Consider the following 15179-nt stretch of genomic DNA (forward strand, 5'->3'; position numbering starts at 1 on the left):
ACCTTCCGTTGTACAATCATGGCAAATGTACAAACGTATGAAGGTCGTGAGTTCATGTCTTTTAAAAAACAAGCCACAGTAATGATAGGGAACGCAGTGCTTGGAGTATTCACATGCTATTTATATCTTTATTTTTGGATATTCGTATCAATGGCCGCTCCTATTATAAATTTAAAGGCTTTTCTTAGTCTTATTATATCTCTCACCTTATTTGGCGTGCTGAATGCCTCGTTAATTGGGAGAGAGCAAAAAATGGAGTGGCTCTATGCAAGTTTCACATACCTGGGTGCCATCGTACTATTTGTGGCGATTTTCTGGTTATTTTAATATATAGTAGCTAAGAGGGCTCTGGTAGGGCCACCTTATGTTGAACACTCGAAGCTGAGAGAAATGTTTCCGTTAGCCTTAATGGGAAGTAAGGTGGGCCTGGAAATCACTCGCTTTCCGCGGGCGAGCTGTCGAGCCTCCTCGGGAAAACCACCCTGCGGGGTCTCGTCTACCTCTTTCTCCCGCAGGAGTCTCGCAATTTCCAGGCCCACCTTTGCCAAATGGGGAGACACGGAAACGTTCGGTATAGGGTGATAGGGGCTTCAGAGCACCAATCATATCATATCGGTCCGTTCACCAAATTAACGTCAGGGATTGCTGTGGGACTGCGAGACTCCCGCGGGGTGAGGAGCCTAGGTAAGACCCCGGACAGAGCGTTAGCGAAGGAGGAGGCTTACCAGCTCCCCGCAGGAAAGCGAGTTGTCCCACAGCAAGCCCTAGTCCCTACGCGGTAACGGACCCACCCCCTTCCGTAAAGTCTCATGTTCTAGTTTTCAACTATTCTGCTCTAATCTTGAACAAACCCAAAAATAACAACATATACTTTAATAGATCCAAAACAAAACCTCGATCTTGCTAGGGCAAGATCGAGGTTTTTTAATCTTTTGGTACGTTGTTTTTAAGGTCGCGAATGGCAGCTTCTTCAGGGGTTACAAATAGCGTTTTCTGGTTGTCGTACGTTACAAACCCAGGTTTTGCGCCGTTTGGCTTTTTCACATGACGAATTAACGTGTAGTCGACTGGGACCGATGAAGATGCTTTTGATTTACTGAAATAAGCGGCAAGTAAAGCTGCTTCTTGCAAGGTATCTTCACTTGGGTCTTCACTTCGGATGACTACGTGTGAGCCTGGAATGTCTTTAGTGTGTAACCAATAATCATTTCGGTTAGCCATACGTGTTGTTACATATTCATTTTGCTTATTGTTTTTCCCGACTAGAATCGTCGTACCATCCGTTGAGAAATACGTTTCAGGCTTAGGTGCTTGAGGTTTCTTTTTCTTCTTTTGCTGTGGTTTTGCCTTCATATAGCCTTCTTCTCGTAATTCTTCTCGAATCTCTTCGACGTCTTCTTCGCGAGCTGATTCAATTTGTTGGATCAGTTGGTCGAAATAAGCGATCTCTTCTTCTGCTTTTTGAATCTCTTTCTGAACAATCTCTTTCGACTTTTTCATCTTAGAATACGTTGCGAAGTAGCTCTGTGCATTTTCGCTTGGTGTCTTATTAGGGTTTAATTCAATGGTACGTTCGCCCTGGTCCGGATCGTAATAATCGACAACCGTAACGGTTTTATCCCCTTGCTTAACAAGATGCATATGAGCAGTTAGTAATTCGCCTTGTCGCTGATATTCATCAGCTTGTTCAGCTTTTTGAAGGGTCTCTTCATGTTTCTTAATTTTACGGATGTTCTTATCTCGTTCGTTTTTCATGAAGCGAGCTAAATCACCCGCTTGCTGTTTAACGCGGTCTCGTTCTGCCTTACCACTATAGTAAGCATCAAGAAGTTCGCTTGTTGTGTTATACGTCTCTTTTTCAGCCTCCATTGATTCAAGTGGAAGAACATAGAAATGTTCTTTCTTTCCTCTTAGTAACTGAGGCGTGTAGTCATGATGAATGAGTTGAGACTGGACACGGCTGAACGTTTCTTGATAAGTAGTGGCAGAGCCTAAACGAGCACGATAGCTGATCTCTGTAGCAATCATAGGTGAAAAGCCCATGAGTATGCTCATGATTTGTTTGTCCATACGACCTGAATTAAAGTCTAGTTTCTTAACAAAATCTTCAGGATCTAATGTGATGGGATTCGTTTTTCCTTGATCAGGGGGCCTTCGGTATGAATGACCCGGCAGTACTGTTCGGTAACTGCTTTGAGAGGGAGACACGTGTTTTATACTATCTAAGATCATGTCTCGCTCCTCATCAACTAAAATAATATTACTATGCTTACCCATGATTTCCATCACTAGGGTTTTTGTTCTTTCATCACCAATTTCGTCTTTTCCACGGACTTTTATTTGGATAACGCGCTCCATTTCAAGCTGCTCGATGGATTCAATAAATCCACCGACTAAGTGCTTGCGGAGTAGCATACAAAACATTGGCGGTTCTTTTGGATTTTGATACGTATCTTTTGTCACGTGCATTCGAGCGTAGGAAGGGTGTGCTGAGAGCAAGACAAAGTGATTCTTCCCTTGGCTTCGAACAGTAACAATAAGTTCGGTTTGCGTTGGTTGATAGATCTTCATAATTCGTCCGGGAGTTAACGAATCCATTAATTCGTGTGTGACTGCCCGGGTGACAACGCCATCAAAAGACATGGTAATCACCTCACAATATACCGATTATAGCATTTTTTTGGACGAGTCTGAATAGATATACCATAGACTCTCAGGTTCAGGAGGAATGTTACGTGAATTGGTATCAATATAATATAGAGAATCTAGCACGAAAACTAGATGTAAATATGGATTTGGGCCTTTCTTCTAAGCAAGCAGAGGAGCGTCTAAAAAAACTAGGCTATAATGAGCTAGAAGAAGGAAAGTCGGTTAGCCTATTGTTATTATTCTTCCGCCAATTTCAAGATTTTATGGTTATTGTTCTTTTGGCTGCAACGCTTATTTCTGGTTTGCTTGGAGAGTACGTGGACGCAATTGCCATAATGGCAATTGTATTTGTGAATGCTGTTCTTGGTTTTTTCCAGGAGCAGAAGGCTGAGAAATCACTAGCAAAGCTTAAGGAGTTGTCAGCTCCTCAAGCAGAAGTTTTAAGGTCCGGGAACTGGGAAAAGGTGCATTCACGTGAACTCGTAGTAGGTGATATTGTTAAGGTTACAAGCGGGGATCGAGTTAGCGCTGACCTTCGCCTACTTACAGTATCAGGGCTTGAAGTAGAAGAATCTTCTTTAACAGGAGAATCACTCCCTGTATTAAAACAGACGAAAGAATTGAATAAAGTAGACGTTGAATTAGGGGATCAAGTTAACATGGTTTTCTCGGGTACTCTTGTGACAAGGGGGAGTGGGGTTGGAGTGGTTGTAGGAACTGGAATGAATACAGCCATGGGGCAAATCGCATCTTTACTTGTCCAAACAAGTCGTATGCCTACTCCTCTTGAAAGAAAACTAGCTGAATTAGGAAAGATTTTAATTGTGACTGCTCTTCTATTAACTGCATTTGTAGTCATTGCAGGTGTTTATCGTGGTCATCCTATGTATGAAATGTTTTTAGCTGGTGTATCTTTAGCAGTAGCGGCGATACCAGAAGGGTTACCTGCAATTGTAACAGTAGCTTTGTCGCTTGGTGTTCAGCGTATGATTAAGAAAAAGGCTATAGTAAGGAAACTATCCGCTGTTGAGACATTAGGCTGTGCTTCTGTAATCTGTTCTGATAAGACAGGAACCATGACAGAAAACCAAATGACCGTGAAGCAAATAAGTACAATAGATGAACAATACTACGTAACAGGAGAAGGTTATGACCCATATGGAGCCTTCTTTGATGGAAGGAATCAGGAAGTGAAACTAGGAGATAATCCTGCAATAAGTCGCATGCTTCTTTATGGTTCTTTATGTAATCATGCCCGAGTTGTGAAAAAGGACGACCGTTATGTTGTAGATGGGGATCCCACTGAGGGGGCTTTACGAGTTGCTGGGTGGAAAGCAGGGGTAACAGAAGGAAGCTTGGCTGATTGGGAAATCACGTACGAAATCCCTTTTGACTCAGATCGTAAGCGTATGTCTGTAGTAGTAGAACATAGAAGTGGGGAACGTTTGATTATTGTTAAAGGTGCACCAGACGTTTTATTACCAAGGAGTACATCGGTTTATTCATCTACTGGCCAGCGACCATTGATGCAAAAGGATACACAAGTAGTGGAATCAAAGATTGGGAATATGGCTGATCAAGCATTACGTACCATTGCAATTTGTTATAAGCCACTTAAGAAGGGGCAATCTTACAACGATTTCGAATTAGAAAAGGACTTAACTTTTATTGGTGTTACAGGTATGATGGATCCTCCGAGAAAAGAAGTGAAGCGAGCAATTGAAGAGTGTCATCAAGCGGGGATAAAGACTGTCATGATTACAGGTGATCACCAGAAGACTGCTAGAGCCATTGCAAGAGACTTAGAGTTAATGCCAGAAAATGGACAAGTTATAGAAGGGTCAAAACTTTCGGCAATGAATGACGATCAATTAGAGGCAATAATAGATGAAACGTACGTCTTTGCCCGTGTTACCCCACAGCATAAGTTGCGAATTGTACAGGCTTTTCAAAAGCAGGGGCACGTAGTAGCTATGACAGGGGATGGGGTGAATGATGCACCTGCCATTAAGGCAAGTGACATAGGGATTTCAATGGGGCAAAGTGGAACAGATGTCGCAAAAGAGGCGTCCTCCTTAATCCTTCTTGATGATAACTTTGCTACAATCCGCTCAGCTATACAAGAAGGACGTAATATCTACGAGAATATACGGAAATTTATTCGGTATTTATTAGCCTCCAATGTTGGTGAGATATTAGTCATGCTTTTTGCAATGCTACTTGCTTTACCCTTACCTTTAGTACCAGTGCAAATTCTGTGGGTGAACCTCGTAACGGACGGATTACCAGCCATGGCACTCGGGCTTGATCGTTCAGAGGGAGATGTAATGAAGCGATCCCCTAGAAGTCCAATAGAGGGGATATTCGCTAGAGGGTTAGGATTTAAAATTATCTCAAGAGGGTTTATGATTGGGATCGTTACTCTTATAGCTTTTATTATGGCATACCAAGGGGACCCTGAAAGATTGTTATATGCTCAGACCATTGCCTTTAGTACGTTGGTCGTTGCGCAGCTCATCCACGTATTTGATTGTCGGAGTGAAAGGTCCGTATTTGCCAGAAATCCTTTTTCGAATCTTTATTTAATTGGTGCTGTTTTATCTTCACTGCTATTAATGTTAGTGGTCATTTACTATGACCCTCTTCATCCAATATTTCATACCATGGACGTACCATTACGAGATTGGATTTTTATTACAGGTTTAGGTGCTGTCCCAACGGTTATGTGGGGATTTTCTAAGAAATAAATACTATATTTGTGAGCATTCTTCAAAATGAAGGGTGCTTTTTGTTTTATTTGCGGCAAGAATATGGTCAAACTGTCATATTGGTGAATTACGATACTAGAATAGCGGGTGGAACGTTGTTGAGTATAAATAATCTTCCTTTGCTAATAAATTTCTGAAACAAATTGTTATTTTGTATTGAAATATATCCTAAAAACGAATATTATTATCAATGTTTGTTATTATCATTCGTGAAAAGCAGGTGAAAGAAGTTGAATCGTTTTTTTAAATTACAAGAGAATCAGACGACAGTTAAAACAGAAATCAACGCAGGAATTACAACATTCCTAACAATGGTTTATATAATATTTGTCAACCCGGTTATACTCGGAAATGCCGGAGTACCTTCTGGACAAGTTTTTATGGCAACTATTATCTCAGCCCTTGTAGGTACTCTCCTTATGGCATTACTCGCTAACTATCCAATTGCTATTGCCCCTGGAATGGGACTGAATGCTTACTTTGTTACTGTAGTAACGAAATATGGTTTATCTTATAGCATTGTATTTGGAGCGGTTTTTATTGCTGGTGTGATCTTCCTCTTACTCAGTTTCACAAGTTTACGTGAGAAATTAATTGAGGCAATCCCCAACTCATTAAAGTTTGGTATTACATCAGGTATTGGCTTATTTATAGCCTTTTTAGGTTTGCAATTTAGTGGAATCATCGTAGACGGAGGAGAAGCGGGGCTTTTAACACTTGGTGATCTTCAGGCTCCTAATACGCTTTTATCAATAGCTGGATTGTTTATTACGCTGATATTAATGGCTCGTAATGTGAAGGGCGCTTTGTTCTATGGTATTGTCATAACAGCGATCATTGCTTTCTTCACAGGGCAGCTTACGTTTAATGGCATTGTTTCTATGCCTCCTGCTCCAGTATTCTTTGAAATGAATATAGCTGGAGTGTTTACAGAAGGGCTTTATGCTGTTGTATTTGCATTCTTATTGGTCACGATTTTTGATACTACAGGTACGCTTGTAGGAGTGGCTGAGCAAGCTGGCTTCATGAAGGACGGAAAGTTACCTAAGGCTAAATCAGCTTTAATGGCAGATGCAATTGCGACAACGGTAGGATCTACATTTGGATCAAGTCCATCTACTGCTTATGTAGAATCAACATCAGGCGTGGCAGCAGGCGGGCGTACAGGCCTAACTTCTCTCGTTATAGCAGGGTTGTTTTTCCTTTCAATGTTCTTCTCTCCATTTATTCAAGCGATTTCTGGAGTATCAGCTATTACAGCCCCAGTCCTGATTATTGTAGGGTGCTTTATGATGGAAGGATTGTCTCGTGTTGATTGGAAGAGTTTCGATGAAGCATTTCCTAGTTTTATTATTATTCTAACGATGCCCCTCACTTCTAGTATTGCAACAGGAATAGCGATGGGCTTTATCACATACCCATTACTAAAAGTAGTGAGTGGAAAAGGAAAAGAAGTTTCGTTGTTACTATACGTGTTCGGAATATTATTTGCTATTCAACTTGTGTTTTTCCCTGCTCACTAATAGTCAATTCTCATAAGAACTGCCCTTTAAAAAGGGGCAGTTTTTGTTTTGATGACGTACAAGTTCTTTTATCCTGATTGGGTTATGTTAAAATGGGTATAATCTTGTAATAATAGGTGTGATGGATATGGTTAGAAGCATGACTGGATATGGGAGAAGTAGTAAAACAGTAGAGGATACAACGGTAACGGTGGAACTTAAATCTGTGAATCACCGATTTTTAGACATTGCCCCTAAAATGCCAAGGTCGCTCCTTTACCTAGAAGAAAAAGTGAAAAAAAGGTTGCAGCCATCTTTCACAAGAGGACGTGTAGAAGCTTTTATCACAGTTGAAGGAAAAGCTTTAACAAAACGCACTGTGAAAACAGACTGGGACCTGCTAGATCAATACATAAATCAACTTCGTGAAGCTAGGGGTCGATATGGACTCGTAGAAGAAATTTCGGTAAATGTCTTGACGAACCTTGAAGATCTGTTTACTATTCAAGAGTTAGAGGAACACGAAGATCGTATGGAATCAATGATTCTTTCTTGTGTAGATGAAGCGTGTGAGCGCATCGTATCTATGCGAGTGCAAGAAGGGGATGCATTACGTCAAGATTTAAGAAACCGTGTAGAAACGGTTGTATCAATTGTGGATAATTTAAAAAGCCGAAGACCAATCGTTGTTGATGAAACAAGAGAACGTATTAAAACGAAAATTGAGGAATATGCTCAAGCCGCTCTCCCTAAAGAAGATTCACGACTCCTCCATGAGGTTGGTGTATTAGCTGAAAAAGGGGATATAGAAGAAGAAATTACTCGATTGTATAGCCACATAGATCAGTTTATAACTACCTTAGGGTTAAACGAATCCATTGGACGAAAGCTTGATTTTATTGTTCAAGAAATGAATAGGGAAACGAATACGGTTGGCTCTAAATCAACTGATTCAAAAATTAGTGAATGGGTAGTATTATTAAAGAGCGAAATAGAAAAAATAAAAGAACAAGTACAAAATGTTGAATAATGATTGAGTTTATCATAAAATTTTTCATATAATTATAGTATTCATATACAATTTTGAATGGTTTTAGATGATGAAGGAGGAGCCACATTGAGCTTACGACTAATCAATATCGGGTTTGGTAACGTAGTTTCCGCAAATCGTATCATTTCCATCGTGTCACCAGAATCAGCACCAATAAAAAGGATTATAACCGTTGCTCGGGATAATAATAAATTGGTAGATGCTACATACGGCCGCAGGACGCGTGCGGTAATTATAACTGACAGCGATCATGTCGTTTTATCGGCTGTTCAACCTGAAACTGTAGGTGGACGTGTCACAAGTCATGACGATATGTCAGAAGAAGGGTAGGAGCTTTATTGTGATAGATGAGAAAGGGATTTTATTTATTTTGTCCGGTCCTTCCGGAGTTGGAAAGGGGACAGTAAGGAAGTCTCTTTTTGAAAAAGATACAGATCTTAGATACTCGATCTCTATGACGACACGAGACCCTCGTGAAGGAGAAGTAGATGGAGTAGATTATTTCTTTAAAAGCAAAGAGGAATTTGAAACACTAATTGAGAATAAAAAATTGATTGAATATGCTCAATATGTGGGTAATTATTACGGAACACCTAAAGATTATGTTGAGCAACAATTAGAATCAGGGAATGATGTTTTTCTTGAAATTGAAGTCCAAGGGGCGTTGCAGGTGAAGGAAAACTTCCCTCAAGGTGTATTCGTCTTCTTGATCCCACCAAGTCTAGAAGAGCTTAAAGATCGCATCATTAGTCGTGGAACTGAAACAGAAGAATTAGTACGAAATCGTTTAGCAGCGGCCAAAGAGGAAATTGAAATGATGGATTATTACGACTATGTTGTTGTAAATGATCAAATTGACCGTGCAGTAGATACGGTTCAATCCATTGTTAGAAGCGAGCACTGTAAACGTGATCGTGTAGCAAAACAATATAAACAAGCATTGGAGCGTGATGAATCATGATGTTAGAGCCGTCCATTGATTCCTTAATGGAAACCATTAATTCTAAGTATACCCTAGTAACAATCTCTGCTCGCAGAGCTCGTCAAATGCAAGAAACGAACAAGTATTTAATTGATTCCTTTGACTCAAAAAAATACGTTGGTATTGCACTTGAAGAAATTAAAGAAGGCAAATTGCATTATAAACACGAAGAATAACAACCTTATCAAGGTTGTTATTTTTATGTAGATGGGAAGGATGAGTTAATCATGCTTAAAGGAAAGAAAGTTGTCCTGGGTGTTTCAGGTGGAATTGCTGCTTACAAAGCCTGTGCATTAACAAGTAAACTTGTTCAAGCTGGAGCTGATGTTACTGTTATTATGACAACTGGTGCTCAAGAGTTTGTAACCCCACTAACGTTTCAAGCTTTATCACGAAACCCGGTATATACAGATACTTTTGATGAAAAAATTCCCGAACAAATTTCACATATTGATGTAGCAGATTGGGCTGATTTGATCGTTCTTGCCCCGGCCACTGCAAACCTAATAGGTAAAGTGGCAAACGGAATTGCTGATGATATGCTTACAACGACACTATTAGCTAGTGAGGCTCCTGTTTATGTAGCGCCTGCTATGAATGTGCATATGTATGCCCACCCTGCTGTGCAGGAGAATTTAAAACGACTGGAAGTTTATGGATATCGGTTCATAGAGCCTGGTGAAGGCTATTTGGCTTGTGGGTATGTAGGGAAGGGGCGATTAGAAGAACCTGAAACAATTGTTTCGGTGTTAGAGGAACAAGAGAGCCCCTCCCTCCCTCTAAAAGGAAAGCGTGTGATGGTTACGGCTGGACCTACAAGAGAAAGGGTTGATCCAGTTCGTTTTTTCACGAACTTCTCAACGGGAAAAATGGGGTACGCTTTCGCACGGAAAGCGAAGGAGTTAGGGGCTGAAGTTACACTTATATCAGGTCCTGTTTCCATTAGTGAGCCTTTAGGAGTTCATGTTATCCAAACGGAGTCCGCTCATGATATGTATGAGGCGGTTATGGAAGAGCTTAAGCATGCAGATATTGTTATTAAAACAGCTGCTGTAGCAGACTACCGCCCTGCAACTCCTCTGGATCAAAAGATGAAGAAGAAAGAGGAAGCTTTATCCATCGAGATGGAGCGAACAATAGATATACTAGGTGAGATTGGCAAAGCTAAAACAAATCAGTTTGTTGTCGGGTTTGCGGCTGAAACGGCTGAACCGATTACGTATGCAAAGCAAAAACTTACAAAAAAGAATGCGAACGCAATCGTTGTGAATAATGTATCTGAAGCAGGTGCTGGTTTCGGTACGGATACAAATGTTGTCACTTATATTAATAAAAGTGGTCTAGAGTGGAATCTCCCACTTCAGTCTAAAGAAGATGTGGCTTATCAGATTCTTATTCAAGTGGCAAATGAGTTGAAGGATGGTAATACGTGAATATAGCACGAGTCATTGTGGACGTACCTACAAGCCAAACGAACAGACCATTTGATTATAAGATACCTGATTCATTAATAGGCGTTGTATCGCCTGGTATGAGAGTCATTATTCCATTTGGCCCTCGTAAAATCATGGGTTTTGTTTTAGAAGTGACAGATCAAACAAGTTTTACACGCTTAAAAAATATTCAAGACGTAATGGATTTGACTCCTGTCTTAACACATGAACTTATTCAACTAGGAAGGTGGATCTCAGAAACAACCCTTTGTTTTTACGTTTCTGCCTATCAGGCTATGTTACCTCAACTACTCAAAGCAAAGTATGAGAAAGAGCTGTGGTTACTTGCTGAACATGAAGAATTAACAGAAGACCTAGAGAGGTTGTTTGCTGGACGCGGTGTCATCCCTTATGAGGAAATTGAATCTTCCTCTATGTCCTACTCTCAGATTCAAAAACACATCCATGAAGGGCTAGTGGAGGTGCAGTATAAAGTGAAGGGGAAGGAAACGAAGAAAAAAGAGACCTATATCGTTCCAAATATACCTTCCCATCGCTTAGAAGAAATCTATCATGATACGCCCAAACAGGCTAAGAAACAACGTTTGATTCTTGCTTATTTTAATGAATATCCAGAAGAAATTTTACAGAAAAAATTATTAGAAGAATTAAAAACGACAAGAGCATCCTTGAAGCCATTACTTGACAAGGAAATTTTAAAAACGGTGTATAAAGAAGTATACCGGGACCCTTATCAACAACGAGAATATGAGCGTACCACACCATTTTTGTTAACAGAAGAACAGCAAGAGGCGATTGAACCTGTACTTGCTTCGATCGAAGAGAAGCGACATGTTCCTTTCCTTCTTCATGGTGTAACCGGAAGTGGTAAAACAGAAGTATACCTCCAGTCTATCCAACAAGTACTCGATGATGGACGGGAAGCTATTGTGCTTGTGCCTGAAATTGCGCTCACACCGCAAATGGTAGAGCGGTTTAAAGGACGGTTTGGTTCAAGGGTCGCTGTATTACATAGCGCTCTATCTGCAGGAGAAAAGTTCGATGAATGGAGAAAGATTCAGCGAAAGGAAGTACAGGTAGTAGTTGGTGCGCGTTCAGCTATCTTTGCTCCGTTTGAGAATATTGGTATTATCATCATTGATGAAGAACATGAATCAAGTTATAAACAAGAAGACTATCCGAGGTATCATGCAAGGGATGTTGCCATTAAACGTGGAGAATACCATCAATGTCCTGTTGTGCTTGGTAGTGCAACTCCTACACTCGAGTCTTTTGCAAGAGCGCAAAAGGATGTTTATAAGCTTCTTTCGTTAAAAAAACGAATGAACAATGCGAATATGCCAGAAGTTGAACTTGTTGATATGAGAAAGGAACTTCATGCTGGGAATAGATCTATGTTTTCTATACAACTTCGAGAGAAAATTGAAGATCGTATTCAAAAAGGTGAACAAGTTGTCTTGTTCCTAAATAGAAGAGGGTACTCAACGTTTGTTATGTGTCGTGATTGTGGTGAAGTGAAAGAATGCCCTCATTGTGATATTGCGTTGACCTATCATCGTAAAGCGGAACGATTAAAGTGTCACTATTGTTCTCATGAGGAACCAATGCCTACTACTTGTCCAAGCTGTGAGAGTGATACAATTCGTTACTTCGGTACTGGTACTCAGAAGGTGGAAGAGTCTTTGAATCAACTGATTCCAGAGGCAAGGATTATACGAATGGATGTGGATACCACCCGTCGAAAAGGGGCACACGAGAGATTATTAACGAAGTTTGCAGAGAAGGAAGCGGATATATTACTTGGGACACAAATGATTGCCAAAGGGCTTGATTTTGGGAATGTTACCCTTGTTGGTGTTTTAGCAGCAGATTCATTGTTGCATCTGCCTGATTTTCGGTCATCAGAGAAGACGTTTCAGTTATTAACTCAAGTTAGTGGACGTGCTGGTAGGCATACATTGCCTGGTGAAGTTATTGTACAAAGTTATACTCCTGAACATTACAGCATCGAGATGGCAAGTCAATACGATTTCGAATCGTTTTACAAGAAAGAGATGAAGATGCGAAAAACATTTCGATATCCTCCGTATTACTTTTTAACATTACTCACGGTTTCCCATCCAAATCATTTGTACACTATGGATGTTACGCAGAAAATAGTACAGTTTTTACGTGACCATCTTTCAGACCAAACAGTTATTCTAGGCCCTACACCATCCCCGCTAACCCGGATCAAAGATAGATATCGGTATCAATGCATGATAAAATACAGAAATGAACCCACATTACACAAGGTCATGAATCGACTATTTCAAATATATGAGGACGCTATTCAACAAAAGGATTTGCAGCTCACGATCGATTTTCAACCGTACCAGCTAATGTAAGAAAGGAGATATGTTGAAATGAAGCGTATCGTATTTATGGGGACGCCAGATTTTGCCGTTCCAGTTTTACAACAATTAATTGAAGACCAATACACTGTGGTGGCAGTTGTCACCCAACCGGATCGTCCCAAAGGGCGAAAGAGAGAAATGACGCCACCTCCAGTTAAAGTGGAGGCGAACCGTCACGACATTCCGGTTTTGCAACCAGAGAAGATTAAACACGAATATGAGGATGTACTAGAATACAATCCTGACTTAATTGTCACGGCTGCATTTGGTCAAATCCTACCGAAAGAATTATTAGAGGTTCCAGAATACGGGTGTATTAACGTCCATGCTTCCATTCTTCCAGAACTTAGAGGGGGAGCACCTATCCATTATTCAATTCTTGAAGGAAAGAAAGAGACCGGAATCACCATTATGTATATGGTAGAAGCACTAGACGCAGGGGATATTTTAAGCCAACGTCGTGTTTCAATTGAAGAAGAGGATCATGTGGGCACTCTACATGATAAACTTTCAGAAGTCGGTGCGGCTCTTCTTCATGACACACTACCAGATTTACTGAGCGGTGCTATTACTCCTATTAAGCAGGACGAAAGCCAAGTAACATTTGCATCTAACATTAAGCGAGAGCAAGAGCGGATTAACTGGAATAATGACATACAAACCGTTTATAACCACATTCGCGGATTACACCCTTGGCCGGTAGCTTTTACAACTTGGAACAATAAGCCATTAAAAGTATGGTGGGGAGTAAAAGTACAAGAATCCTTCAAAGGAAGCCCTGGAGAAGTTGTTCGTTTAGATGAAGATGGGTTTGTTGTTGCTTGCGGAGATGGGAAAGGTATTAAGTTAACAGATATTCAACCATCAGGGAAAAAGAGAATGGCTGCAGGGGATTTCTTGCGTGGAGCTGGCCAATCACTTGAAGTCGGCTATGTTTTAGGTGAAGAGAATGAGTGAGATGGCCTTAAGAAATGCTGCGTTAGATATTGTTACTCGAGTTGGTGAAAACGGAGGTTACAGCCACCTTTTAATTAATCAAACCATTGAAAAGAGAGGGTTGTCAGACCGTGATACCTCTTTATTAACAGAGATTGTTTATGGGACTGTACAGCGTAAAGATACTTTAGATTACTACATCACGCCCTTTGTAAAAAATAAGAAGAAGTTAAAGCCTTGGGTTCTTTGGTTACTTTATATGTCTTGTTACCAGATGGTCTACTTAGAGCGCGTGCCCGATCACGCTATTATTCATGAAGCAGTAGAAATTGCTAAAAAAAGAGGGCACAAAGGCATAGTATCCATGGTAAATGGTGTTCTTCGTAATCTCCAGCGTAAAGGAGTACCTTCACTTGATGAAATTGAGGACCCTATTGAGCGGATAGCAATCGAAACGAGTCATCCAAAGTGGATGGTAGAACGCTGGAGCAATATGTATGGACTTGAAGAAACAGCAAGAATGTGTCGTAAGAACTTGGAGAGACCAACCATGTCTGTTCGAGTGAATACGACTCGCTATACGCGAGCTCAGGTGATAGAAATATTACAAGAAGATGGTTTTGATGTGGAAGCATCTGTCTTGTCACCGCAAGGAATTATCATCTTTTCGGGTAATATACTTCGTCACAACATCTTTCGTGAAGGTGGGGTAACGGTTCAGGATGAAAGTTCAATGCTAGTAGCTGAAATGATGGATCTTCAGGAAGGGATGCATATTCTCGATTCTTGTAGTGCACCTGGTGGGAAATCAACCCACATTGCTGAGAAGATGAATAATACTGGGCAAGTTGCATCTTTCGATCTGCATAAAAAGAAAGTTAAGCTTGTGGCAGAAAAGGCGGATCAACTTGGTTTAACAAATATTTCAACAGCACAAGCTGATGCTAGGCACTTACCTGAGTTAATCGGTGCTGAAACGTTTGACCGTGTATTATTAGATGCTCCTTGTTCTGGGCTTGGTGTAGTGAGAGGAAAACCAGATATTAAGTATTCAAAAACTGAAGATGATATTGTTTCTCTTTCTACTATTCAAAAAGAGTTACTTGAATCAGTGAGTTCATTAATGAAAAAAAATGGTACACTAGTATATAGTACATGTACAGTAGACCGTCAAGAAAATGAGGAAGTTATACAAGATTTCTTGAATCACCACACAGAATTTGAAGTGGACAAGGACTTTTTTAATGACTTACCTGAAGATTGTAAAGGCCTACCTGGTCTAAGTGAGTGGGGTCTTCAACTATTTCCACAAGACTTTGATACAGATGGTTTCTTTTTAACAAGATTAAAGCGTAAAAGATAAATGGATTTAGGCGAAGTTTAGTCGTTTAGTTAATTCATTTTACGTGAATTTAGATTAAGAACAACACAACCCCATTGT

Annotated in this window: 12 protein-coding genes; 11 read left to right on the forward strand and 1 reads right to left on the reverse strand. The window is 40.4% G+C overall.

Going from position 1 to position 15179, the window contains the following annotated elements; all coding sequences use genetic code 11:
* Positions 1-18: 18 nt before the first annotated feature.
* Positions 19-327 (forward strand): hypothetical protein, encoded by a 309-nt coding sequence (locus ACYX4O_RS08855; RefSeq protein ID WP_476356459.1) that lies wholly within the window; start codon positions 19-21, stop codon positions 325-327.
* A 597-nt stretch (positions 328-924) separates the two neighbouring features.
* Here ACYX4O_RS08855 and ACYX4O_RS08860 read toward each other — a convergent pair.
* Positions 925-2643: an Rqc2 family fibronectin-binding protein gene (locus tag ACYX4O_RS08860; protein ID WP_476356461.1), complete on the reverse strand. Its 1719-nt coding sequence runs from the start codon at positions 2641-2643 to the stop codon at positions 925-927.
* Between the two features lie 92 nt (positions 2644-2735).
* Between ACYX4O_RS08860 and ACYX4O_RS08865 the strand changes: the two genes are divergently transcribed.
* The 10 genes from ACYX4O_RS08865 to rsmB all read left to right on the forward strand — a co-directional run bounded on the left by ACYX4O_RS08865 (position 2736) and on the right by rsmB (position 15101).
* A complete protein-coding gene (locus ACYX4O_RS08865; protein ID WP_476356463.1) occupies positions 2736-5396 on the forward strand; it encodes a calcium-translocating P-type ATPase, SERCA-type in 2661 nt (886 codons plus the stop codon).
* Between the two features lie 251 nt (positions 5397-5647).
* Entirely contained in the window at positions 5648-6940 is a 1293-nt protein-coding gene (locus tag ACYX4O_RS08870) for an NCS2 family permease (RefSeq protein ID WP_476356465.1), read from the forward strand.
* A gap of 121 nt (positions 6941-7061) precedes the next feature.
* Positions 7062-7949 (forward strand): YicC/YloC family endoribonuclease, encoded by an 888-nt coding sequence (locus ACYX4O_RS08875; RefSeq protein WP_476357061.1) that lies wholly within the window; start codon positions 7062-7064, stop codon positions 7947-7949.
* Positions 7950-8036: 87 nt separating this feature from the next.
* The gene (gene remA, locus ACYX4O_RS08880) at positions 8037-8300 is read left to right on the forward strand and encodes an extracellular matrix/biofilm regulator RemA (RefSeq protein WP_036778562.1); all 264 of its coding nucleotides are present in this window, start codon (positions 8037-8039) and stop codon (positions 8298-8300) included.
* A gap of 10 nt (positions 8301-8310) precedes the next feature.
* Entirely contained in the window at positions 8311-8931 is a 621-nt protein-coding gene (gmk, locus tag ACYX4O_RS08885; protein ID WP_036778564.1) for a guanylate kinase, read from the forward strand.
* Complete coding sequence (gene rpoZ / locus ACYX4O_RS08890; RefSeq protein WP_084599247.1) at positions 8928-9128, forward strand: DNA-directed RNA polymerase subunit omega; 201 nt, start codon at positions 8928-8930, stop codon at positions 9126-9128. The genes gmk and rpoZ overlap by 4 nt, the downstream gene beginning before the upstream one ends.
* Positions 9129-9179: 51 nt before the next feature.
* On the forward strand, positions 9180-10385 hold the full coding sequence (coaBC, locus tag ACYX4O_RS08895) for a bifunctional phosphopantothenoylcysteine decarboxylase/phosphopantothenate--cysteine ligase CoaBC (protein WP_476356468.1): 1206 nt from the start codon (positions 9180-9182) through the stop codon (positions 10383-10385).
* Positions 10382-12793 carry a primosomal protein N' gene (gene priA, locus ACYX4O_RS08900; RefSeq protein ID WP_476356470.1) on the forward strand — a complete coding sequence of 804 codons (2412 nt, stop codon included), beginning with the start codon at positions 10382-10384 and terminating at the stop codon, positions 12791-12793. The genes coaBC and priA overlap by 4 nt, the downstream gene beginning before the upstream one ends.
* An 18-nt stretch (positions 12794-12811) precedes the next feature.
* The gene (gene fmt, locus ACYX4O_RS08905; RefSeq protein ID WP_476356472.1) at positions 12812-13759 is read left to right on the forward strand and encodes a methionyl-tRNA formyltransferase; all 948 of its coding nucleotides are present in this window, start codon (positions 12812-12814) and stop codon (positions 13757-13759) included.
* The gene (gene rsmB, locus ACYX4O_RS08910) at positions 13752-15101 is read left to right on the forward strand and encodes a 16S rRNA (cytosine(967)-C(5))-methyltransferase RsmB (RefSeq protein ID WP_476356474.1); all 1350 of its coding nucleotides are present in this window, start codon (positions 13752-13754) and stop codon (positions 15099-15101) included. Before fmt ends, rsmB begins: the two co-directional genes overlap by 8 nt.
* Positions 15102-15179 lie beyond the last annotated feature (78 nt).

Source organism: Pontibacillus sp. ABV4_188 (assembly GCF_056311905.1).

Bases quoted from the DNA above. Each gene is read 5' to 3' on its own strand.
- ACYX4O_RS08855 (WP_476356459.1), top strand. From the start codon at position 19: ATGGCAAATGTACAAACGTATGAAGGTCGTGAGTTCATGTCTTTTAAA.
- ACYX4O_RS08860 (WP_476356461.1), bottom strand. From the start codon at position 2,643: ATGTCTTTTGATGGCGTTGTCACCCGGGCAGTCACACACGAATTAATG.
- ACYX4O_RS08875 (WP_476357061.1), top strand. From the start codon at position 7,062: ATGGATATGGTTAGAAGCATGACTGGATATGGGAGAAGTAGTAAAACA.
- rpoZ (WP_084599247.1), top strand. From the start codon at position 8,928: ATGATGTTAGAGCCGTCCATTGATTCCTTAATGGAAACCATTAATTCT.
- coaBC (WP_476356468.1), top strand. From the start codon at position 9,180: ATGCTTAAAGGAAAGAAAGTTGTCCTGGGTGTTTCAGGTGGAATTGCT.
- fmt (WP_476356472.1), top strand. From the start codon at position 12,812: ATGAAGCGTATCGTATTTATGGGGACGCCAGATTTTGCCGTTCCAGTT.
- rsmB (WP_476356474.1), top strand. From the start codon at position 13,752: ATGAGTGAGATGGCCTTAAGAAATGCTGCGTTAGATATTGTTACTCGA.